The sequence below is a fragment of the Bacillus sp. PSXD-155 genome (genome assembly GCF_049310765.1).
In the GTDB taxonomy this organism is placed as follows: domain Bacteria; phylum Bacillota; class Bacilli; order Bacillales; family Bacillaceae_G; genus Bacillus_A; species Bacillus_A cereus.
The window spans coordinates 91,534-113,896 of the sequence record NZ_JBMOWC010000017.1 but is presented as its reverse complement, the minus strand read 5'-3'; the positions used below and the strand labels follow the sequence as shown (position 1 = coordinate 113,896).

The following is a 22,363-nucleotide window of genomic DNA, read 5'->3' as shown; positions in this document are numbered from 1 at the left end:
CTTTCATCTTATCATTTCAATATAGAAAGGAGGAATTAATATTGAATTATCTCTTACTTCGTTACAATAAACCTATTTTTATTAGACTGTGTGGTGAATTATTAACCCGAACGACTGAATCTATGCTAGCTATCATTATGATTATTTACGTTAATAAAATGTTAAACGGCAATGTAATAATAACTATGCTGATTTTCGGATTACAGCCACTTTCAGACATTTTATTTACACTTATTGCTGGAGGAATTACTGATAAATATGGCCGGAAAAAGATTATGTTACTCGGCTTATTGCTACAAAGTGTTGCAATCGGTAGTTTCGTTTTCGCTCAATCCGTTTTTATATTTGCACTGTTATATGTCATTAATGGCATTGGCCGTTCCTTATATATTCCGGCTCAACGTGCACAAATTGCTGATTTAACAAAAAAAGAGCAGCAAGCAGAAATTTTTGCTCTTCTACAAACGATGGGAGCAGTTGGATCCGTAATCGGCCCTTTAATCGGTGCAAGTTTTTATAATACTCACCCAGAATATTTATTTATCGTGCAAAGTGTAACCCTTACGATATATGCCGTTGTTGTTTGGACCCAGATCCCAGAAACCGTTCCGACTATAAGTAAGACGAAACAAACAATTGAGGCAAGTTCACCAAAGCAATTTGTTTTTAAACATTACGCCATATTCGGTCTTATGTTTTCTACACTTCCTATTAGCTTTTTTTATGCACAAACTGAGACGAATTATCGTATTTTTGCAGAACATGTATTTCCTAATCTCGTATTCATACTCGCATTTATTTCAACATGCAAAGCCATTTTGGAAATCATTCTACAAATCTTCCTCGTAAAATGGTCTGAACGATTTTCTATGGCGAAAATCATCCTTATTTCTTATACCTGCTTTACAATAGCTGCAGTTGGCTTTAGTTATTCAACGACGATATTGTCGTTATTCTTCACCTTACTCTTTTTAGTCATTGGAGAAAGTATTGCTCTAAACCATTTATTACGATTCGTTTCAGGAATTGCACCTCATGATAAACGTGGTTTATATTTTTCAATTTACGGTATACACTGGGATATATCTCGAACGTGTGGACCAGTTATTGGTGCAGTTTTATTAAGTAAGTTAAATGGAAGTATGCTGTTTTATATTTGCGCTAGTTTCTTATTAGTTGGAGGTATTGTACAAGCGTTATTTGTTCAAAATTTGGAACGAAAAAAAATCGTGAACCAGCCTACACATAATTTATAGGTTACTACTTTTTCAGTAGATAAACATTTCTTATTCGATGCATGCTAAAAAACAAAAGTGAAGTATTTCCCATATGAAAGGAAACGTTCCTTGTTTACAACTAAAAACACCTCACTTAAAGAAAGTGAGGTGTTTTTGAAATCACTTAATTTCTTATCCTGCCATTTTATTAATACTATCCTCTGGTGAAAACACGGAAATATGATCTACCTTACCAGTCGATTTTGGAATGACAAATTTTAACTCATACTGGTTATTTACTTTGTATACATATATTTTGTCTTCACCATTCCCTTTAACTGAAGATGGTTTTCCTAACGCTTTTTCAATTTCTTGTAATGTAATCGATTTTAGTTCTGCATGATATGAGCGTACATCAAAAACTTGTGAGCCTTTATTAAATCCGAAAACAACATTTTTATTTGTAAAAGTTGCGTACATTCCATTCCCTGCATATTCGGTTTTATTTGCTTTTCCCCACGCTTTTTCAATTTCTTCAATATCCCCTGTATGGGCTCCAAATGGTACATTAGGTACTTTTCCTTCTTTTGCTAGTTCAAACAAATCTTTAACGTGGTTAATTGATTTTTGATTAAGTGTTCTATCTTTCGAATCTGGCTCAGGTGATGGTTTTGTTGTTTTTTCTTTACTTGGTTTTGCTTCAGGATTTTTTGTTCTTCTGAAGAATTGCTTTGTTCATTTTTATTATTTTCCAAGGTTGGATTTGTTTCCTTTTTTTCGTCTGTCCCATTACATGCTGCTAGCGCAAACATACATGCTAAAGCCAAAAACAACATGACTATTTTCAAATACCCTTTCATCATTTTACCCCCCTATTGCATCTTATTCATTTCGATAACCAACCCATTACACTACTTTTCAAATTATGTTTGTTCCAAAAAGTCAGTGCTTCATTCTCTCCAAAGGCTTGTACAAAATATGTTACAAAAGCTGTTCCTAAAAAGTAACCAAGTCTGTTATATCCGAAGTAACTACCTCCTGATAAACGGAACCATTCTTTCTCTTTTTCATCTGTCCATCCTTCAACATAATCTTGTAAAAAACGTTTCTTTATTTTCTCTTCATTTTCTTTATAATATTGTAGCCATGGATCACCGTCACTATTATATGAGTAGTAAACAGACTCATTTAAATCTTTAACGATTTTTTTTGATAAATAAGTTGCAACACCTTCACGATACAAACTTACCGACGCATCGGTCCATTCAGCCCTAGTCCAATCCATTCCAGTATTTTGTAGCATAACATTATGATATATATGACCTATTTCGTGAGCAGCAATAACACGAAGATGATTCAAATCTGGAGATAATTTTTCTGCCGCAAAAAATATGTCTCCAATGATTTCCCTTTCTACAAATGCATTTGAACCAAATCCTCCAACGAATAAATGGAATTTCATATTTACATCAAAGTTATATTTATTACGATATTCATTTGTTACCTCTTGAATAATGATTGGTAATAATTCTGCAATAATACGAATATCTTCTATTTTTGCGGGATATTGTTTAATGGAATTAGAAAGACGTTCTTTCGTTTTAGGACAATGATACTTAAAGTATTCTTCAAATATCTCTGAATGCGAAGTAAAGTATCGATTAAGGAGTTCTAATTCTAAATCGTCACTTTCCCATAATTTTAAAAAACTTGGAATTATATTGTTAATCACTGTATTCATCTCCTTATTTAAACCTTCTCTTCTCAATGATAATATCCTCTATCTATAGCTGAAAATATGCCGTCACAACAGCTCCTAGAAACAGAAAAAAACCAGTAGGAAGTGATTACTCTTTTCCTACTGGTTGAAATGAAATTAAACGGTAAATCTTAGTTTCTTAAAAAATGTAGCGATAGTGCTTTTTACAGTTTCAAAATTATAAGCAAATGTATTATCTCCACTTAATGATGAAATACATGTTAAACCTGCAGCTTTAATAAAAGCTTTTACATCTACAAGCATAGAATTAGCCTCCATGAATTTAATTACAATCATTATAACAGGTGTTTTACGATACTAACATGAAAGTAATAAATAATCCTACTTAATAAATAAATTTCTATTATTAATTTATCCCGCTATTTGCCGGGCAGTAAGATCCCCACGTCGAAGCAAAGAAGTTAGATGGGGGTAAGGGCTGCCCGTAAAAGCCCGATTGGTAGGGCTAATAATCAGTTGGGATGAACCCCCCACTGATTAAAGCTTCACTTTATTTAGCTCAAAGTACACCATTTCAATGTCATATAAAAAAGCTGCCCCAAAAGGACAGCTTTAATTTAAATATGTATATTACACTTCGATTGACTTACCATCTTCAACAATATGATAAAGTAAGTGAGCTAAATGATGAATTGGACCATATTCTTCCTCTTCCTCATCTGTTTCACCTTGGTATTCCAGATCATTTAAGTATAGTGCTAAAAATTGATAGTATAGTTTTAAATCAAATCCATAACACGCAGTTGGTTCTTCATGATCTCCTTCATATTGTAACATTAAGTATTGATCATTTCCTTCTGCATCTTCTGCATCAAAGAATACGAAGAAGCCAACGTTTGTATCTAAATCAAATAAATGACGAGTACCTTTTTCAGTTGCTTTATTGAAGTCCTCTTCACTTAATTTATGTACTGTTGTCGCTTTTGCATTATCTTCTTGATGGAAATTTACTGTAAATGATTTCAATGCTGACACCTCCTGATTGTATAATACTAGCATAACATATAAAAAGGACTGCTTACAAATGTAAACAGTCCTGCTACATTCATTTCCGCATTGCTCTTAGTAAAAAACTCACAATGAAGATCAAAATAACCGCACCAATTAAAGCAGGAATGATTGCAAATCCGCCTATTACAGGACCGAAACTACCAAGTAATTTCGTACCAATCCAAGAACCGATAATACCAGCAATAATATTACCAATTACACCACCTGGTACATCCCTTCCAGTAATTAAGCTTGCAAACCATCCTAATAAACCACCAACGATTAAAGACCAAATCATATAATAACCTCCTTTATATTTAACCAATCAAAATATAATTAGAAACAATTGCTTACTATTAGTTATGTGACATTTTTCATAAGTTATTCATGCTGCTCAACTATAAGATTTTTGAGAATAATACACACCGATAAACTATTTTTCGAACTAACGATTTATCCGACTTGTTATTACACACATTAAGGACAATCTGGCTTCAATATTGTTCGCATAAACTCTTCTTTAAAAGCAGGATAGTTAAAACCAACAGCAATTCTCTGAATCGGCCGATCATCAAACCTTGTTGGTTCAGCTATTTTTCTAAAGTCAGCTACACTTTGGCCCCTAGTCACATCATTTGTCGTACTAATCCACACTGCCGATTTTTTATATTCGAAAATACTATCGTTTATAAACGAGACAAACGGTAGTAAATCGTGTATGGGACTTCCACCAATACCTGGATATTCTTTTTTATAAAAATTCTCATAATAAAAATCAATCATTGGTTTAATGAGTTTCGCCTGTCCAGTTCCTTGTTTATCTATTATATTGGCCATTTCAGGCGTAATAAGCGCACCCTGTGTTACATTTAACGGGTATATAGTAGCGTTTTTCGCATATTTCATAACAATATTTGCTGCAATTGGATCACCATAAAAATTCGCTTCAGATACTGGTGTAACATTACCTGGAAATAGGAAAGCGCCGCCCATTATATAATACGAACAAATACGATCCATTATATTTGGATACAATAAAAATAACGTAGCAAGCGTCGTTAGTCTTCCAGTCGCCACAATTATAATATCTTCTGGACAAGGTTCGATTAATTTGATTAATTCACAAAAATTTTCTCGTTTACAAATTCTCATTTCAGGCGGAATAATAGGACCTAAACCATGATCCCCATGGATTTCAGGGAAAAACAAAGGTTCTTCAGCTGTCATCGGCCTACTCGCACCTTCAATAATTTTCACTTGTGTAGCATAGTACCTTTCTAAAAAATAAACATTTTCCGTAACGATATCTCGTGATACATTCCCGTACTCTGCAACAATACCTAGAATATCTAATTTACATGTTTTATTTGCATAAATTAACGCTACGGCGTCATCAATACCAAAGTCTCCAAAAAAGATGATTTTCTTATTAACTATTCTCACCCCTCTTCAGCATAATCTACTATTATTATTATGTGAAAAAGACAAGGCGGTGAAACAGCGCAAACTAAAAAAGCCGCCTATTTATTGGCGACTTCAATCTTTTTATAAGACAAATATGCTAGTACATTTTTACTTGAATCGTATTTCGGGTTATTTCCTTTTCTTGGATCTCTCATATGTGTCTTTTCAAATCCAGGAATGTCTGGCATTTTCCCCATAAATTCAAGCATTTCTTCCTCAGTACCTTCAATGCGTACACGAATCATAATAACTATTCCTCAATTCACAGTTTCTCTGTACTAAGTATATCGTACTTCAGAAAGACTGCAACACATTTATCTTTTTAATGTTGTACTTTTTTTACATATAAACATAGCCATTTCAGTATAGAACGAATCTACTTTATTATTTTTAAGTTGAATATTAAAATATTCCTTCATTTCGTTTGGTGCTTTCATCATACATTCTGTTAATTTTTCACGCTTTTGTACAGGGACATCCATCATATTACACCACCAGTCAAAATCAAACTTCTTATCAAAAGTAAGACATGACTGCATTTGCAAACCGTTTTTTTCTAATAAAGTAAGCCATTCTGTCTTTTTTAGAGCTCGTTCATGACTTGGGTCCCGCTTCTTTTCTATAAAATTATAAAATGTATCATATTCATTATTTTCTGGCGAAACATTATCTATTAAGATGAATAATCCATTATCCTCCAACGTACGATTTACTTCATAAATAAATTGAGCCGGATTCGTAAAATGATGGGCTGCAATCCGGCATGTAATTGTATCAAAAAAATGATCTGCAAATGGTAAATCCTCTGCGTTTCCTGCTACAAAAGACACATTTTCATGACCATTCTGCTTTATAAAACTTTTTGCTTTTTCTAACATTTGTTCTGTTAAATCAAGTGCAACTACTTCTTCAAACATAGGTGCTAACATATTCGCAACATGTCCGCCACCAGTAGCAACATCAAGAAGACGATTATTATGGCGAGATTCAACTTGTTGAACTACATGCTGTAAGTCCTGTCCTTTAGCATGTATTTTACTATTCACATACTTATCTGCATTACTGCCAAACTGTTTTTTCACAAGCTCCTCTTTACTCATTTTATCATCTTCTTTCTATTGTAATTTACATATACGATTCATATAATTATTACAATTCTCTTCATGTATTTTCAAATCCTCTTTTCATCTCACTTCTTATCGTGCTGTCCTATCATCAACATAATATAAATTTTACTTTTACTATTAAACAAAAAAGGCTACGGGAACTTCTCCCCTAACCTGATTAAATATTTATTACATTTTCATTTCTTCATATACGTCTATATAATATAAATCCTCTTTCAACTTCATAATAACATCTACTTCGTTATAAGTAGCCTCACGAGCATGTAATCCAAATTGATCCATACCAATCCATATCCATCCAGGTGTATGATATAAAACATCTATGTTAAAATAATCTAATTTAGTAAGCTCCGATGTAATAAATTTATCTTTATTAGCGATTTGTTTATCTAGTAAACCATATTCTTTTCCATTTTCAAATAGCGATATAAATTTCCCTACAATCGGATGTTCACGAACAATAAAATGATATTCTTTTTCCTCTACATTTGCCACAATCAAACGAGAAACAGATAAATCAGCCCCCGAATTCGACATATTTGTTTATTCACCTCCTTATATAGGTTTCTTCAATATAATAACAAATGAATATTCAAATCAGATTAATATAATGTAAAAAATAAAAAAGCTGACTTCCCTTTAGAAATCAGCCTTTATAATTTGATCAACTTTATGCTTTTACAAATTATTATAATGTTTCTTTTTCCTCATCATTTCCGGAAACTAAACTTCCTATAGCATCTGCTGTTACTTCCACTACAAATTCACAAATACCTGCTACAACTTCTCCAATTACTTCATCCATCTTTTTACCCCCTTATTTTATGTAACTTATTTGTAGTATAGAAAAAATTGGTGAATGTAAACTATCGAAAAAGGTGACATAAACCTTACAGAATTGTAAGCTCTTTCATCACTTTACGTACCCCCTTTGAAACTCCAAGTATTTTTAGCAGACATATAGGCCATCATAATATGAAGCAAATAATAATCAAGTGTCAGGAGGCGTATTATATGTATTACGTAAAATTAATTAAAGGTCAATCTTTCTACGCTTTTGATCATCGTTTCTTAGTGTCTGAAGAAGAAAAGGTTTCAGAGAAAATCTATAATTACTTACGACGTAATGAATTTTTTGAAGTACGTAAAGAAGAATATTCTGCTTAATTACAAAAAGCATTAAGAAAAATATCATCTTATTGTGATATATTCTTGATGCTTTTATGTAAATTGCTTCTTTTCAACAATTGTTGTTGACTCTATTAAATAATCTAATATTTGTCTAAACATATCATTGATTACCAAGCTACTCAACCTTTAAGTAAAACTGGTGAAACAACTTTTGCAATCCCCTCTTCTCCAAACAAAGCAATTCTAGCAAATTTGAAATTGAGAATTCCAAGTAGAGATTCACGAAATAATCGAGTAGAATTAATCGCTACAATTGGTGTAGATGGTATAACTGGGACTTCACAAGTTTTATTCCGAATTTTCCGTGATAATATTGAAATTTTCAATACACAAGTAGGTTTTGAATCAACAGATTCTGAACAATTTTACGTACAAACATTTCAAGCTATAGATCAAAACGTTGGCAGTGTAACACACGAATATTCATTAACTGCAGAAAACCTTACTAGTGGTGCAAGTGCAGAAGTTGTTGGTCCTCTATCTTTTAGCGCTTTAGCTATTGGACAAGAGCGTAAATGTTGCTAAGTGAAATTAATTTTTAATTTTGTACTTGAGAAAAGCAAGACGTAGTTATACGTTCTTGCTTTTTTATATTTATCCTTACTTTCTATTAGCTTTAATCATAAATTTTTTACGTTTTGATTCACTTATTTCATCAATTAATACATCAAATTTTTTACAAATCAAAAAGATTGAAATCCAATTATGAAACACGTAATATAGACTCTGACTCTAAAAAAGTTCGTATAAAAATACTACATAAATAAGGAGGTTTTATATACGAGTTTTTCATTTTAAAAGACGGAGAGGTTTTATGTTATGTGGCGTAATAAAAACGTTTGGATTGTTCTAGTTGGGGAGTTTATTGCAGGTCTAGGATTATGGCTTGGTATTCTTGGCAACCTTGAATTTATGCAAAAATATGTCCCTTCTGATTTCATGAAATCAGTTATATTATTTATCGGACTATTAGCCGGTGTTCTAGTTGGACCTATGGCTGGCCGTGTCATCGATCAGTATGAAAAGAAAAAAGTTCTTCTTTACGCTGGGTTTGGTCGAGTTTTAAGTGTTATTTTCATGTTTTTCGCTATTCAATTTGAAAGTATCGCATTTATGATTGCATTTATGGTTGCTCTTCAAATTTCAGCAGCATTTTATTTCCCTGCATTACAATCTGTGATTCCACTCATCGTAAGTGAGCATGAGTTATTACAAATGAACGGTGTACATATGAATGTTGGTACAATCGCTCGTATTGCAGGTACTTCACTAGGTGGAATTCTTTTAGTTGTGATGAGTTTACAGTACATGTATGCCTTCTCAATGGCAGCGTACGCCTTATTATTCCTCTCGACTTTCTTCCTGCAATTCGAAGATAAGAAATCAACAACACCAAGTAAACAAGCTGCAAAAGATAATAGCTTTATGGAAGTATTTCGTATTTTAAAAGGAATTCCTATTGCTTTTACAGCACTTATATTAAGTATTATCCCTCTATTATTTATAGCTGGGTTTAATTTAATGGTTATTAACATTAGCGAAATGCAACATGATCCTACGATTAAAGGGTTCATATATACAATTGAAGGTGTCGCATTTATGTTAGGTGCCTTCGTAATTAAACGTCTATCTGATCATTTCAAACCTGAAAAATTACTATATTTCTTCGCAGTTTGTACTGCTTTTGCACACCTTTCATTGTTCTTTAGCGATATAAAATGGATGGCTCTTACATCATTTGGTTTGTTTGGGTTTAGTGTTGGCTGCTTCTTCCCTATTATGTCGACAATTTTCCAAACGAAAGTTGAAAAAAGTTATCACGGTCGCCTCTTCTCATTCCGTAATATGTTTGAGAGGGTTATGTTCCAAATCGTCTTACTTGGCACAGGGTTCTTCTTAGATACAATTGGGTTACAATATATGGTTCTCATCTTCGGAGTCGTTTCATTATTGATTATTTCTATTTCCCTTTCTAAGCAGAAACATTATGAAAAACAGCATCCGCAATCTGCGAATTTATAAAATAAACAAAGAAGTATGGATATAATATTGAATCCATACTTCTTTGTTTTATAATACGCCTATTTATTACGTTTATTGAAATTATCTAAAGGAGTATCCCTCTTTTATTTCGAATAGATTATAAAGAGTACTCTTTATAAAAGGAGTGGTAAAATGTCTGATGGCATTGAAGTATTTATTGTCCTGCTCTTTGCAATTGCTCTGTTTAGCATCCTAAACTTTTTAGCCATTTCCTTATCTGGACATAGTTTTAAAAAAAGAATCGTGGCAGGTTTCATATTTTTACTACTGACTCCCATTATCTTTTTGACTATCGCAACATTTGCTTCTATATTCGATAAAGCAGGATTTGGCGCAGGTACGTTAGCCTTTATGATCGCAAGCGTATATATAATAAATGGAATAGTGCTTCTGCTTTCCTCTTTATTTATCCTCAAAAAAGACATAACATAGGCTATAGTACTAGCATGAATCTGACTTTACACTAGATTCATGCTTATTTAATTTCTCCTAAATTTTTATATGAAATTAAATAATTCTTTAAAAAAATTTAAACTTTATTTATTATAATATCCCTATCGTATTCGCACGTTTATTCAAATTTAAAAGAAAGGAGTACAAAATGAAAAAGGTTCTACTTACAATTCCTATACTAATCATCCTACTTAGTGGATGCAGCAATAACGATATATACGGTTCTTGGGAAGTCGTTGACAATAAAAATGGTGAATGCCCTGTATATTATAAATTTGAAACAGTTGTCAAAAAAGAAAATAAAGAGGAAATTGTGCAAAATTTAGTAGAAATGCAAACCACAGAGAATAAAGACGATTTATATAAAGGCTCATTTGTCAAAAATTCTAATGTATATCACATTGATTATGGTAATTCATTTACATCGGACCAAACTTTAAAAGTTGCCGACGGTACATTAAATGTATACTTTTTGACAGCCGAAAAATTATGCACATATAAAAAGAAATGATTACATTTCAGAGGAGACGCAGAAAATATTTTCTGCGTTATTTCACTTTAGAAATCGGCCACAAAAATAGCCCTTGTTTTCGTATTCTTTTTCATTCAAAACATGAGAAATATACTTAATAAAAACTAGAAAATACCTTAAGTTATATAAAATGAATCCTATAATAGACATTTCAATTAACACATCTACGCTATTTACATCGATACTTTTCAAAATAGGCTAATCCTTCCTCTAAATTTGTCAATCGTTTTAATTTTCATAAAAAAATGATAAAATATAAACATGTGTTTTCAGAATAATTAAAAACGCAGAATGAAAGCACTGTTTTAGGAGGGGTTTTGATGACTTACACGTTAGCAACTAGAATGAAAGCATTCCAATCTTCTATATTTAGTGAATTAGGAGCCTATAAAAAAGAAAAAATTGCAGCAGGTCATAACATGATTGATTTGAGCATCGGAAATCCTGATATGCCGCCCGCTGATTTTGTAAGAGAAACAATGGTACATACAGCCAGTGAGAAAGAGAGCTACGGGTATACATTATCAGGTATTCAAGAATTTCACGAAGCTGTAACTGAATATTACAACAACACTCATAACGTTTTATTAAATGCGGATAAAGAAGTTTTATTATTAATGGGTTCACAAGACGGGCTCGTTCATTTACCTATGGTTTATGCAAATCCAGGTGATATTATATTAGTTCCTGATCCAGGATATACAGCTTATGAAACAGGTATTCAAATGGCTGGTGCAACACCTTACTACATGCCTTTAAAGAAAGAGAATGATTTCTTACCAGATTTAGAAGTCATCCCTGAAGAAATTGCCGATCAAGCAAAGATGATGATTTTAAACTTCCCAGGGAATCCCGTTCCAGCAATGGCTCATGAAGATTTCTTTAAAGAAGTAATCGCATTCGCGAAAAAGCATAATATTATCGTTGTCCATGATTTTGCTTATGCTGAATTTTATTTCGATGGTAATAAGCCAATTAGCTTCCTCTCTGTACCTGGTGCTAAAGAAGTTGGTGTAGAAATCAATTCTTTGTCAAAAAGTTATAGTTTAGCAGGTAGCCGTATTGGATATATGATTGGAAACGAAGAAATTGTTCGTGCACTTACTCAATTTAAATCTAATACCGATTACGGTGTATTTTTACCAATTCAAAAAGCGGCATCTGCAGCACTAAGAAATGGCGCTGTATTTTGTGAGAAAAACCGCGATATTTATCAAGAACGGAGAGATACTTTAGTCGATGGATTCCGAACATTTGGCTGGAATGTCGATAAGCCAGCTGGTAGTATGTTTGTCTGGGCTGAAATTCCACAAGGATGGACTTCTCTAGACTTCGCTTATGCATTAATGGATCGTGCGAATGTCGTTGTTACACCTGGTCATGCATTTGGACCTCACGGAGAAGGCTTCGTACGTATTGCACTCGTTCAAGATAAAGAAGTGTTGCAACAAGTTGTTGAAAACATTAGAAATAGCGGCATTTTCGTCCTTGAAAAAGTAAATGAATTAGTTAAAAATTAGTTCCCACTCCCCTGCTTAACTTTAGCAGGGGTATTATTAATTGGAGGTACTTTCATATGCATATTAAAGACACACTTCCCCATCGTTATCCATTTTTAATGATTGATAAAGTAACAAATGTAAAACAAGATGAATTCGTTACAGGATATAAACTCATTACAAATAACGAATGGTTTATAAATGATAGTCACAAACATATGCCTCATATGTTAATTGTAGAAGCACTTGCTCAGCTTAGTGCATTTGTACATACAAGTGATTCTGAAGGACTAGGATTCCTCTCCTCTTTAGATGGAGTTGAATTCCAAGGAAAAGCATATCCCGGTGATAAACTTGATTTACATTATGAACTAACGCGCAATCGCCGAGGTTTTGTTCTTGGTAAAGGTATTGCAACTGTAAACGACCAGCCTATTGTAACTATAGAAAAACTATTAATATATCAAGCAGATTAAATTGTTCCTTATATCAGTTGGGAATATCTATTCTCAACCAATTAAAAATAAATAGGAAAACATATTACGTAGTTAGGAGCAGGAAAATGGAACGTACTATCGGTATCGATGCTGGAGGCACATTAACGAAAATAGCTTATTTTAACGAAAAAAGGCTATTAACTTTTGAAAAATTTTATTCGCATGAACAACATAAAATAATAGATTGGATTAAAAGCAACAATGGCATAAAACAAATATGTATTACGGGTGGTAAATCGAAACTATTACAGCAACTGCTTACAGGTTCATATAAAATAATAGAGCTAAACGAATTTGAAGCTACTCTTGCAGGTGTCCAATACATATTAAAAGAAGAAAAACATGCTATACGCAATTTTATTTTAACCAATATCGGTACAGGTACTTCTATCCATTACGTTTATAATGAACAATATATTCGCGCTGGTGGAACCGGAGTTGGCGGTGGGACTATTATGGGACTTTCAAAATTGTTAACAAATATAGATCATTTTGAAGATGTAATCCCTCTAACAAAAGTAGGATCTAGAAAAGAACTAGATATTACGGTTGGAGATATTTATGGTGGTATTCTTTCCCCTATCGATAATAACTTAACTGCTAGTAACTTCGGAAAAGCAGCCATTACAGAATCAAATAATAGTAGCTCCGATATACTAGCTACTGTACAAGGACTTGTCGGTGAAGTCGTTACTGCATTAAGCCTTCAATTCGCTGAAACAAAAAACATTGAACATATTATTTATATTGGTTCGACTTTATGTAATAACGTACAACTTCAACATATTATTAGTAGCTACACCGAATATCAAAATAAAACACCAATCTTTTTACAAGATGGTGGTAATAGCGGTGCAATTGGTGCATTACTTCATGCTACGAAATAAAAAGCTGACTTTTGTCAGCTTTTTAGAAATGGCACTTCAAATTCAATAATTGATTCCCCGTTCTCTCCAATTCGCTCCACGCTTATTCTATCAATCACACAATTTAACTTCCCATGAAAACTAGGAATCTCCTTCACTACTTCAGCAGCTAACGCGACACTTTCTTTTCTTCCGACTGTTACATGCGGGATGTACGGAATGTCTTCTTTCAAAAATTGTAATAAAGGTCCTGTATATAGAATATTATGTAGTTCCTCTATTTGTTCTTTCCCCTTTTCAACTCGTAAAAACAAATATTCTCTTTCACTTGTAATTTGATTCTTAAATTCAATTTCTATATTCTGTATCGGTTTTGATACATTTATAATATGTAATTTCAGCTCATCATTTGAAATCGAACTTTCAAATGGGAATACAATTGTAATATGCGGTGGAATTAATCCAAATAAAGGATCATGTTTTTGCCTAATGTCCTCGATTTCGCTAATGAACATGTTGTTTAGAAAAAGTAAAATTGTACGCATTTTTATCCCCTCAACTTTTCCTCATTATAATATGTATCATATTCTATGACAGCCTGCCCTTCAACAACTTGTTTTGCTTACCTGTAAAAATAAAAAAACTTCTCAAATGAGAAGTTTTCATATAGCATGATTATTATTTTCCAGCCAAACTTTCCTAAACTTTATATAACAGGCAATTCTCCAAGGAAAAATATACGATACTGCAACAACGTAAAATAATAAACCAATCGTTTGTTGATCTAAATCAACGATAAATTGTCTTGAACCATATCTTAAAAAGACAAGTGCAATAAAAGTAATTAAAAAAGCTGCACTTTTTTTCGTATAAATATTCCCATCATCTCTTCGTTCATAATTTGTTAATACTATAAGCGGTACAGCAAAAAGTACACCAATGAATACCGCTATAATTACTTGTAATATAGCTGGATGTACGGGACCTAAAAACCATACAATACCTGGTGTTAAAAATAGTAATGGCCATAAAATACGTTTTCCCGATCCCTTTATTGGCTTATGCATGGAGCGATAACGACGCCAAAATATTAGTAGTGCAATGCATAAAAAGACGGTTATTAGTGAGGACGTGTCTCCCATATATTTTCCTTCTCCCTAAAAGAATAATCTATCACTATTTTAAACTGTTCGTTCAAATGATACTTTACGAATAAATATACTACTAGTTATGATATAAAGAATTGTTAATCCAATTGAAATAACAATAAAATAAGGGATATCTCTTAAAATGTCTCTCTTTCTAAAAATTCGAAGTTTCAACTCTTGTTCTCAAATTCTTTTCATTTATACCATTTTGACAAAAATTAAACTGTTGTCCCTCAATACATTTTGTACGATCTACTACTTGCCCTAAATGATAGCTTGTATGCTCAACCAAATGTAATAGACTTTGAAGATCAATATGCCTTTTTTCTTTCCATACTTGTATATATACTTTTCCCCACTCATCAAATGTTTCTTCAACAATTTTTAACAAAGTTTCGAAGCTTAAATGTTTTATTGGAAAATATTCTTCAATTCCATTTTCAAAAACTATATTGGGATCCTTATAACGCCTTGTATTTCTCTGTAAATGTTCACAAATATGTAGTACGATTCCACCAATTGAATTAACAGAGGTCTCTTGTTTCCACAAATCTTCTTCACTAACGAGCCTAATCGCCTGTACTAACTTAGGTAAATAATAATCCTGCATTCTATGATAAGAAATTTTGTATACTAACTCCATCTTCTCCCCTCCATTATTTCAACTGGCTCACTGGATATTTAGCAAATAAAGATTTCCGAAAATCTTTATCTTCCACAAGCATTTTAATTTTTTCTTCATTGCCGTTAAAGAACTTTATAACTTTATTTTTATCCCATATATCTTTTTCTTTTGGAAAATCATCGAATTCCCTATGCAAAATTGATAACATTTCTTCCCTCGTTATCTTAAAGTTTTTATTTTCTATTTGAAACTCATAAGCTTTTGCGTTTGGTACTAAAATTACTAGATAGGTAGCATTAAAGAGAAAATTCTTCTTCATCGTATCTTTCTCATCAAACCAATACGTCTCAATCATTTCTTCTGTAAGAGCTCCACTCTCTTTTGCACCATAGTTCACTTTTATATTTTCATTTTCTAAACTTATACTTTGAACTGTTCCACCACCGGGTAAATGATTAATAATTGCAACCACATCTGAATTATTACCAACGTATGTCCCAGTATATTTCTTAAAATCATCTGACCTAACATCATATATATCTTTTATTCTTTCCCCGTTAGAACAAGCCGTAATGAATAAAAAAATTGTTAGCATAACGATTATGTTATGATGCATATATTTCATTTAGCATCCCCCATTTTTATCGATATTTCGTTAATTACAATATTTACTTTCAAATCCCTTTTTAAATATACGCATTTTAATCAAAATTAAAAATTTTCATTTTTTATGTTTACAATTATCCATTAATTGTATATACTTACTAACGTAAGAAAAAAATTCTAAAAGGAGGTCGAAGGAAATGATGAAATTACAATTACATGCATTAACTTTAGCGTTAACTGCACCTGTGTTTTCTGGACAATTAAATATGAATTCGACCACCCTAATGGAGAATTGAAAATCGTAATTTATTTCATTTAATTCATAAATTCGCCACAGGAGGTCGTATACTTTCCTGTGGCTTTTTCACGCCCAGCCATAGGAGAACTGTATCTTCCTGTGGTTTTTTTGCGCGATTTTTTAGTCTCTTACATTATTTTTCTAAGAAAGGAGCAACATTCAATGACTATTAGCGTATTGTTTTTAAGTATTACGATTCAAAGAAATACAATTTCCAAAGGGGAAATTCTTCATAATGAGCAAATTGAAAAAGCTATGAATGATGTTAAGGAGCGCCAAGCACTTTACTGTGATCACCTGTAATTCCTTTTCGAAAGGAGGAATTCATTTATGACTTTTCATATTTTCTTTTTTACGACTGTGCTTCAAAAAAATACTTTATCTGAAACTGAAATCAATCGTAAACAACAGTTAAAACAACTGACTGATAAAATAACTGACATTAAAAGTTCATACTACACTCAAATGTATTAAAAATATATTTTAAAGGGGTAATATATTCATGAAATTTAAAGCATTCTTTTTAACAATCACCATTCAAAAACGTAAGCTTTCACAGAAAGAGATTTTACGTGAGCAACACATCCAAAGCATTATGGACGAAGTAAAAGAGCGCCAATCTTCTTATTACACTCGTCTTTTCTAAATCACTTATAAAGGGGTCATTATCCAATGAAATTTAAAGTATTCTTTTTAACCATTATCATTCAAAAAAATACATTTTCCGAGTCTGAAATGTTTCATGAGCGACAAATTAATCAGGCTATGGATCATGTAAAAGAAAGACAAAGTCATTACTGTAGTCATCTGTAATTTCTTATTACACTCGTTTTTTCTAAATCACTTATAAAGGGGCAATTATCTAATGAAATTTAAAGTATTCTTTTTAACCATTACCATTCAAAAAAATAAATTTTCTGAGTCTGAAATGTTTCATGAACGACAAATTAATCAGGCTATAGATCATGTAAAAGAAAGACAAAGTCATTACTGTAGTCATCTGTAATTCCAATTCGAAAGGAGGAATTCACATATGAAGTTTCACCTTTTCTTTTTAACGATTACGATTCAAAAAGAAACAATATCTCAAAATGAATTAAAACAAGAAAGACAATATAAACAAGTTATTGATGAAATTCGAGATCGTAGAAGCAAATACTACACTCACCTTTAATCGTTTAACTATATAGAATTGAAAGGAGTCGATTTTGATGTTGATAGCACGCTGTAAGGAAATGATTTGGATAGTTCAGAGGGATTCCACATAGTTTTATAGAGCTTATATCACACAAGTTTATCACTGAATTTGATGTATAAAAAATATATAATAAAATCAAATCAATCCACTTTTAATTATTTATTTATAAACAAAAGATACACCTCTTAAAAAGCGGTGTATCTTTCTCAGGTTTCACTATTTCCGATTACTTCTCTTTGTCTTAAACAATCTCACTAAGTTCGAAACAACAGTTTTTGTTACTGCATAAACTGGTACTGCTAAAATCATTCCGATAATTCCCGCAAAGTTACCTACCCCTAAAATTAAAATAATAATTGTTAATGGGTGGATATTTAATTTCGAACTCATAATACGCGGTGAAATGATGTTACTTTCAAACTGTTGTACAATTGTTACGATAATAATTACGTATACGGCTTGCATCGGAGATACGAACAGTCCTACAATAACAGCTGGCGCTGCCCCAATAAATGGACCTAAGTTAGGAATGATGTTTGTAAATGCTGCAATAATTCCTAAAACGAAAGCGTACGGTAAATCGATAATTAAATAACCGATAAAAGTAAACGCACCTACAAATATACAAACGAGGGCTTGCCCTTGAATATATGCAGATAATGTTTCGTTCGTTTCCTTAATGATACGAAGCCCCTCTTCACGGTAAGGCTCTGGTAATAAACTTACCGCTTTTCCCGGAAAGGCATGTCCATCTTTAAACATGTAAAATAAAATGAACGGTACAGTAAATACAACTAATGCAACGTTCGTGATAATACCAAATAAAGCCGTTGCACTCGACGTAATTGTATTTGGTATATCTTTTAAGTATTCAATCGCATTTTTTTCAATTGTTTCAATGGAAACGTAGTTTTGTGTAGATAACCATTCAAACAACCTATGATGTGATAATTCTTGTATGTATACTTTCCCCTCTTTTATGTAGCTTGGCATATTTTTTACTAAGTCCATTAGCTGTTGTGAAATCGTAGGAACAACTACTCCAACGCCAACCGCAGTTAATGTTATGATAAAAAGATATAACAGTAATATCGCTAAATTTCTAGGTACTTTTTTATTCTCCAAAAAGATTAATACAGGATTAAATATGAAGTATAAAAAAAGCGCGATTAAGATTGGGAAAAATAATGTTGATATGAAGATACCAATCGGTTGAAATAAAAATGATATTTTTGTGCAAATAAATATGATTCCTACAACCATTAGCACTTCTAATGTCCAAAAGTGCACTTTTGATTTCAAAAAAATGGCCTCCTTTAAACTAGCACTTCTCTTCATTGTACCAAAATAAGTATGAATTTCACATAATATTTTCCTTTACAATATTCCAAAATGCCAATAAATACACTACAATGAGATTACATACAAATTTGCAGGTAAAGGTGATAAAAATGACACAATGCATCATTTGCAGAAAAGATACGAAAGAACTTAGTGAACAATATGTCATTCCAGAAATATTATGTGGATATTATTTCACAAACTCAATTTGTGATACTTGTCATGAACAAATGACAACAAATATTGATCGTCCTTTAATTAGGCATAAATTGAGTCAATTTAAGATTGAACAAATGAAAAGACAAATTGATTCCCCACTCTATACGAATGAGCACGGTGAGGAACTTGCGGCTGCTGAGACTGATGTTGTCGAAGTAAGCGACGAGATTCTTTATTCTAATGCATTAATTATGAAACTATGTAAAAAGCATGATATTTCCTTACATAATGAAATTTGGAAAGAGGAACGTGTAACGAAAGTAGCGAGTTCTATTCAACGTGAATTACTATTAGATAACCGTAAATATAAAATGAGTGTATTAAAAATGGCTTATACATTCGCTGTACAAACAGTTGATGGCTACTTTGAAGATCAAGATGCAATTGATATTTCTACCATTCTCTCAAATGCAGATTTCGTGGAACTAAAAGAAAAAAGCATTGTACGTGATTTAAGCAAAAGTTCTTTATGGAATACGCTAAATACAAGTAGTGAAAATCATTACTTTATTTTACTTAGCGATAAAGACGGCCTGTTTTGCTTCATTCGTTTGTTTGACATCTTTGATGTTGTCGTTCATTTATCAGAAAAAAGATTTGACCTTCCATCGCCGATTGTCGGTGTAAATAATGTGAATACGCAGAAATTTTATGTCCAAAGTTTAAAACAGTATATGGATGGGCTGTTTAAAGAAAAAGCACCTACTATATAACAGGAACCAGAACATACGGTCTCCTTTCTTGATGAAAAGACACTGTGTTATAATGAGTATGAAAAGAACAATACAATCACATAAACCAATTATAAATTGTATATAAATAAAAAAGACTAGTGTGCGGCTACACACTAGTCCACGTAACTTAGCAGATTGGATTGTTCATTTATCCTATTTGTTTCTTACAAACAAAACAACCCACATTCTATAAGCATAGGTGGGTTGTTATTTTTTGAGCTTGTCTATTAAAACGACGACGAACGTTAACAATGCAACGAGAAACAGTCCACCTTGCAGTAGCAACGCTATTTCACTCACGTATTATCACCCCCCTCCTACTCGGAGAAGTGATAATTGAACAACCAACCGCACCTTAAGTTACCCTTTAATTTTACCATATTTTCTAATAATTTACGATGAAAACCCGCAAGCGAATAACTTGCGGGTTTTTTATCCCGTATTAACAGGCAGTGAACAAAATAAAGCAATAAATATGTGAAACTTTATTTCTCACTATTTTTTTAATGCATATGCATCAGCAATCATTTCACCAACAATTTTATTTTTTTCTTTCTTCTCGTCTTTCAATAATGGGAATAACAATTCTGCGACCTCATACGCTTCTTCTAAATGCGGATATCCTGATAAAACAAACGTATCAATTCCTAACGATTCATATTCTTTTATCCTTTCTGCTACTGTATGTGGATTGCCTACAAGTGCAGTACCTGCCCCACCTCTTACAAGTCCGATTCCAGCCCATAAATTAGGGCTTATCTCTAACGACTCTCTCGTACCTTTATTTAAATGTGTCATCCTCTTTTGACCAACCGAATCATATCTTGCAAATGTCTTTTGAGCAAGCTCAATTGTTTCATTATCCACATATTGAATTAAACGTTCTGCCTCTTCCCACGCTTCTTCTTCTGTTTCTCTTACAATTACGTGTAATCTAATGCCAAATCGTACTGTACGCCCCTTCTCTTCTGCAAGTTTTCTTACTTCTTCTATTTTCTCTTTCACTTGCTCTGGTGGCTCTCCCCACGTTAAATATACATCACTATGTTCAGCTGCTACTTCTTTTCCAGCAGCTGATGATCCTCCGAAATATATAGGAGGATATGGTGTTTGAACTGGCGGGAATACAACTTTACTATCTGTAACTTGAATATGTTTTCCTTCTAAAGAGATCGTTTCACCTTGCAATGTCGATTTCCAAACTTTTAAAAATTCATCCGCTGCTTCATATCTTTCATCATGCTCCAGATATAATCCATCTCCTTGTAGTTCAACTGGATCTCCTCCAGCTACTACATTAATAAGTAGTCTCCCATCTGAAATTCTATCAAATGTAGATGCCATCCTCGCTGCAACTGTAGGTGACATTAGTCCTGGTCTCACTGCTACTAAAAATTTTAGTTTTTCTGTTTCAGCAGCAAGAGCTGAAGCTAACACCCAAGGGTCTTCACATCCTTGACCAGTTGGAAGTAAAACACCCGTATATCCTAAATAATCAGCTGCCGCAGCAACTTGCTTATAATAACCATATTCAGCTGCTCTTCCTCGTTTTGTCGTTCCTAAATATCGACCATCTCCATAAGCCGGAATAAACCATAATAATTCCATACCTTTACACACCCCTTATTTATTTTGAAACGTATACTAACAAATTCTATATAAATTACCCCTAATAATTTATATGTTAATTCCCAGTCTCACCTTTAAAATTATCTCGCCATCTTAAAAACTTCACTTCTAGTAAACGTACTAGAGAGTCAGAAAACTTCCCAACAAATGCAAAAATAATTATGCCGACAAATACGATATCTGTATTTGAAAATTGCCTTGCATCCATAATCATATAACCAATACCTTCTGTAGATCCCATAAGTTCTGCTACTACTAAACTCACCCATGCAACACCTAACGATAACCTTGCTCCTAGTAAAAGGTTAGGCAATGCAGATGGTAAAATTAGTTTCGTAATTAGTTTTCTTTTGCTAAACTCTAATACTCTCGCAACATCAAATAACTTTGAATCCACACCTCTAATACCTAAAAATGCGTTCACGTATAAAGGAAAAAATGCACCATCTGCAATTAATAGCACTTTCGATGTTTCACCAAAACCGAACCATAATACGAAAAGCGGCGCAACAGCTAAATGAGGGACAGTTCTTAACATTTGCACAGATGGGTCTAAATATTGCTCACTTCTCGTTGAAAATCCAACAATCGTTCCTAAAATGATTCCTAAGCCCCCACCAATAAAGAAACCAGCCGCAGCCCTGAATACACTAATACTTAAATGGCCGAATAACTCTCCTGTTTTAATAAGCTCTTGGAAAGCTAGAAAAATATCTAATGGTGTTGGTAAAACTGTTTTAGAAACAGGACCGAATACGCCAGCCAACTGCCAAATTATTAATATAATAACCGGTATAGTAATCGCCCTTACTAAAACTTTTACATTTAACTTTCGTACCTTCTTTATGCCATTTTTCTTAATCGTTATACTCGCTGGTTTCATAACAGCTTTCGTATTTTCCACTT

Annotated in this window: 32 protein-coding genes and 2 pseudogenes; 16 read left to right on the top strand and 18 right to left on the bottom strand. The window is 32.7% G+C overall.

Annotation, left to right across the window (positions count from 1 at the left end; all coding sequences use genetic code 11):
• The first annotated feature begins 41 nt into the window (after window positions 1-41).
• Entirely contained in the window at window positions 42-1,256 is a 1,215-nt protein-coding gene (locus ACO6VI_RS19370) for an MDR family MFS transporter (RefSeq protein WP_161519841.1), read from the top strand.
• Window positions 1,257-1,409: 153 nt separating this feature from the next.
• Here ACO6VI_RS19370 and ACO6VI_RS19365 read toward each other — a convergent pair.
• The 9 genes and pseudogenes from ACO6VI_RS19365 to ACO6VI_RS19325 form a co-directional block, all read right to left on the bottom strand.
• A pseudogene (locus tag ACO6VI_RS19365) lies at window positions 1,410-2,077 on the bottom strand (YjgB family protein).
• Between the two features lie 26 nt (window positions 2,078-2,103).
• Window positions 2,104-2,958 carry an Hsp33 family molecular chaperone HslO gene (locus ACO6VI_RS19360; protein ID WP_161519882.1) on the bottom strand — a complete coding sequence of 285 codons (855 nt, stop codon included), beginning with the start codon at window positions 2,956-2,958 and terminating at the stop codon, window positions 2,104-2,106.
• Between the two features lie 135 nt (window positions 2,959-3,093).
• Window positions 3,094-3,240 (bottom strand): hypothetical protein, encoded by a 147-nt coding sequence (locus tag ACO6VI_RS19355; protein WP_000959551.1) that lies wholly within the window; start codon window positions 3,238-3,240, stop codon window positions 3,094-3,096.
• 327 nt (window positions 3,241-3,567) lie between these two features.
• Window positions 3,568-3,963, bottom strand: a complete 396-nt coding sequence (locus ACO6VI_RS19350) for a hypothetical protein (protein WP_000834885.1) — start codon at window positions 3,961-3,963, stop codon at window positions 3,568-3,570.
• A 79-nt stretch (window positions 3,964-4,042) separates the two neighbouring features.
• Window positions 4,043-4,285 carry a GlsB/YeaQ/YmgE family stress response membrane protein gene (locus ACO6VI_RS19345; RefSeq protein ID WP_000638310.1) on the bottom strand — a complete coding sequence of 81 codons (243 nt, stop codon included), beginning with the start codon at window positions 4,283-4,285 and terminating at the stop codon, window positions 4,043-4,045.
• Window positions 4,286-4,464: 179 nt separating this feature from the next.
• Window positions 4,465-5,430 carry a nucleoside hydrolase gene (locus tag ACO6VI_RS19340; RefSeq protein ID WP_001223685.1) on the bottom strand — a complete coding sequence of 322 codons (966 nt, stop codon included), beginning with the start codon at window positions 5,428-5,430 and terminating at the stop codon, window positions 4,465-4,467.
• Window positions 5,431-5,507: 77 nt separating this feature from the next.
• Complete coding sequence (locus ACO6VI_RS19335; RefSeq protein WP_088020689.1) at window positions 5,508-5,696, bottom strand: DUF3970 family protein; 189 nt, start codon at window positions 5,694-5,696, stop codon at window positions 5,508-5,510.
• 69 nt (window positions 5,697-5,765) lie between these two features.
• The gene (locus ACO6VI_RS19330) at window positions 5,766-6,551 is read right to left on the bottom strand and encodes a class I SAM-dependent methyltransferase (protein WP_000031312.1); all 786 of its coding nucleotides are present in this window, start codon (window positions 6,549-6,551) and stop codon (window positions 5,766-5,768) included.
• Window positions 6,552-6,746: 195 nt separating this feature from the next.
• Complete coding sequence (locus tag ACO6VI_RS19325; RefSeq protein WP_000071473.1) at window positions 6,747-7,115, bottom strand: hypothetical protein; 369 nt, start codon at window positions 7,113-7,115, stop codon at window positions 6,747-6,749.
• 477 nt (window positions 7,116-7,592) lie between these two features.
• Here ACO6VI_RS19325 and ACO6VI_RS19320 point away from each other — a divergent pair, with 477 nt between their 5' ends.
• The 8 genes from ACO6VI_RS19320 to coaW all read left to right on the top strand — a co-directional run bounded on the left by ACO6VI_RS19320 (window position 7,593) and on the right by coaW (window position 13,680).
• Window positions 7,593-7,745: a YqbF domain-containing protein gene (locus ACO6VI_RS19320; RefSeq protein ID WP_000291907.1), complete on the top strand. Its 153-nt coding sequence runs from the start codon at window positions 7,593-7,595 to the stop codon at window positions 7,743-7,745.
• 111 nt (window positions 7,746-7,856) lie between these two features.
• Window positions 7,857-8,294 carry an exosporium protein ExsC gene (gene exsC, locus ACO6VI_RS19315; RefSeq protein WP_088020688.1) on the top strand — a complete coding sequence of 146 codons (438 nt, stop codon included), beginning with the start codon at window positions 7,857-7,859 and terminating at the stop codon, window positions 8,292-8,294.
• 294 nt (window positions 8,295-8,588) lie between these two features.
• Window positions 8,589-9,791 (top strand): MFS transporter, encoded by a 1,203-nt coding sequence (locus ACO6VI_RS19310; RefSeq protein WP_161519840.1) that lies wholly within the window; start codon window positions 8,589-8,591, stop codon window positions 9,789-9,791.
• A gap of 153 nt (window positions 9,792-9,944) precedes the next feature.
• Window positions 9,945-10,244 carry a hypothetical protein gene (locus tag ACO6VI_RS19305; protein WP_063547598.1) on the top strand — a complete coding sequence of 100 codons (300 nt, stop codon included), beginning with the start codon at window positions 9,945-9,947 and terminating at the stop codon, window positions 10,242-10,244.
• Window positions 10,245-10,413: 169 nt separating this feature from the next.
• Entirely contained in the window at window positions 10,414-10,776 is a 363-nt protein-coding gene (locus ACO6VI_RS19300; protein ID WP_063547600.1) for a hypothetical protein, read from the top strand.
• Window positions 10,777-11,117: 341 nt separating this feature from the next.
• On the top strand, window positions 11,118-12,317 hold the full coding sequence (locus ACO6VI_RS19295; RefSeq protein ID WP_063547602.1) for an LL-diaminopimelate aminotransferase: 1,200 nt from the start codon (window positions 11,118-11,120) through the stop codon (window positions 12,315-12,317).
• A 56-nt stretch (window positions 12,318-12,373) separates the two neighbouring features.
• Window positions 12,374-12,772, top strand: coding sequence for a 3-hydroxyacyl-ACP dehydratase FabZ family protein (locus tag ACO6VI_RS19290; RefSeq protein ID WP_063547604.1), 399 nt, complete (start codon window positions 12,374-12,376; stop codon window positions 12,770-12,772).
• 86 nt (window positions 12,773-12,858) lie between these two features.
• Complete coding sequence (gene coaW, locus ACO6VI_RS19285; protein WP_063547606.1) at window positions 12,859-13,680, top strand: type II pantothenate kinase; 822 nt, start codon at window positions 12,859-12,861, stop codon at window positions 13,678-13,680.
• Window positions 13,681-13,694: 14 nt separating this feature from the next.
• Here coaW and ACO6VI_RS19280 read toward each other — a convergent pair whose 3' ends face one another.
• The 5 genes and pseudogenes from ACO6VI_RS19280 to ACO6VI_RS19260 form a co-directional block, all read right to left on the bottom strand.
• Complete coding sequence (locus tag ACO6VI_RS19280; RefSeq protein ID WP_001259198.1) at window positions 13,695-14,204, bottom strand: 2'-5' RNA ligase family protein; 510 nt, start codon at window positions 14,202-14,204, stop codon at window positions 13,695-13,697.
• A 117-nt stretch (window positions 14,205-14,321) separates the two neighbouring features.
• Entirely contained in the window at window positions 14,322-14,801 is a 480-nt protein-coding gene (locus tag ACO6VI_RS19275) for a CcdC family protein (RefSeq protein ID WP_000502962.1), read from the bottom strand.
• 39 nt (window positions 14,802-14,840) lie between these two features.
• A pseudogene (locus ACO6VI_RS19270) lies at window positions 14,841-14,948 on the bottom strand (DUF4052 family protein); the annotation flags it as partial.
• Between the two features lie 13 nt (window positions 14,949-14,961).
• A complete protein-coding gene (locus ACO6VI_RS19265; protein WP_161519839.1) occupies window positions 14,962-15,450 on the bottom strand; it encodes a DinB family protein in 489 nt (162 codons plus the stop codon).
• Between the two features lie 13 nt (window positions 15,451-15,463).
• Window positions 15,464-16,057 (bottom strand): DUF4825 domain-containing protein, encoded by a 594-nt coding sequence (locus ACO6VI_RS19260; RefSeq protein ID WP_074047318.1) that lies wholly within the window; start codon window positions 16,055-16,057, stop codon window positions 15,464-15,466.
• Between the two features lie 441 nt (window positions 16,058-16,498).
• Here ACO6VI_RS19260 and ACO6VI_RS19255 point away from each other — a divergent pair, with 441 nt between their 5' ends.
• Genes ACO6VI_RS19255 through ACO6VI_RS19230 form a run of 6 tightly spaced genes read left to right on the top strand, consistent with a single transcriptional unit; the run spans window position 16,499 to window position 17,510 of the window.
• On the top strand, window positions 16,499-16,639 hold the full coding sequence (locus tag ACO6VI_RS19255; RefSeq protein ID WP_000156197.1) for a YrzI family small protein: 141 nt from the start codon (window positions 16,499-16,501) through the stop codon (window positions 16,637-16,639).
• A 27-nt stretch (window positions 16,640-16,666) separates the two neighbouring features.
• Window positions 16,667-16,810 (top strand): YrzI family small protein, encoded by a 144-nt coding sequence (locus tag ACO6VI_RS19250; protein ID WP_000142729.1) that lies wholly within the window; start codon window positions 16,667-16,669, stop codon window positions 16,808-16,810.
• A 28-nt stretch (window positions 16,811-16,838) separates the two neighbouring features.
• On the top strand, window positions 16,839-16,982 hold the full coding sequence (locus ACO6VI_RS19245; RefSeq protein ID WP_000668965.1) for a YrzI family small protein: 144 nt from the start codon (window positions 16,839-16,841) through the stop codon (window positions 16,980-16,982).
• A 26-nt stretch (window positions 16,983-17,008) separates the two neighbouring features.
• A complete protein-coding gene (locus ACO6VI_RS19240; protein WP_000669797.1) occupies window positions 17,009-17,149 on the top strand; it encodes a YrzI family small protein in 141 nt (46 codons plus the stop codon).
• Window positions 17,150-17,201: 52 nt separating this feature from the next.
• Complete coding sequence (locus ACO6VI_RS19235; RefSeq protein WP_000669802.1) at window positions 17,202-17,342, top strand: YrzI family small protein; 141 nt, start codon at window positions 17,202-17,204, stop codon at window positions 17,340-17,342.
• Between the two features lie 27 nt (window positions 17,343-17,369).
• A complete protein-coding gene (locus ACO6VI_RS19230) occupies window positions 17,370-17,510 on the top strand; it encodes a YrzI family small protein (protein WP_000668497.1) in 141 nt (46 codons plus the stop codon).
• Between the two features lie 240 nt (window positions 17,511-17,750).
• Here ACO6VI_RS19230 and ACO6VI_RS19225 read toward each other — a convergent pair whose 3' ends face one another.
• Window positions 17,751-18,836 (bottom strand): AI-2E family transporter, encoded by a 1,086-nt coding sequence (locus ACO6VI_RS19225; RefSeq protein ID WP_023522247.1) that lies wholly within the window; start codon window positions 18,834-18,836, stop codon window positions 17,751-17,753.
• A gap of 149 nt (window positions 18,837-18,985) precedes the next feature.
• On the opposite strand from ACO6VI_RS19225, the gene ACO6VI_RS19220 reads away from it, so the two are divergent.
• Window positions 18,986-19,807, top strand: coding sequence for an HNH endonuclease (locus ACO6VI_RS19220; RefSeq protein WP_000189715.1), 822 nt, complete (start codon window positions 18,986-18,988; stop codon window positions 19,805-19,807).
• 228 nt (window positions 19,808-20,035) lie between these two features.
• Here ACO6VI_RS19220 and ACO6VI_RS19215 read toward each other — a convergent pair whose 3' ends face one another.
• The 3 genes from ACO6VI_RS19215 to ACO6VI_RS19205 form a co-directional block, all read right to left on the bottom strand.
• Window positions 20,036-20,128, bottom strand: coding sequence for a putative holin-like toxin (locus ACO6VI_RS19215; protein ID WP_001289320.1), 93 nt, complete (start codon window positions 20,126-20,128; stop codon window positions 20,036-20,038).
• Window positions 20,129-20,323: 195 nt separating this feature from the next.
• A complete protein-coding gene (ssuD, locus tag ACO6VI_RS19210; protein WP_098355917.1) occupies window positions 20,324-21,436 on the bottom strand; it encodes an FMNH2-dependent alkanesulfonate monooxygenase in 1,113 nt (370 codons plus the stop codon).
• Window positions 21,437-21,512: 76 nt separating this feature from the next.
• Window positions 21,513-22,361 (bottom strand): ABC transporter permease, encoded by an 849-nt coding sequence (locus tag ACO6VI_RS19205; RefSeq protein WP_161519838.1) that lies wholly within the window; start codon window positions 22,359-22,361, stop codon window positions 21,513-21,515.
• Window positions 22,362-22,363 lie beyond the last annotated feature (2 nt).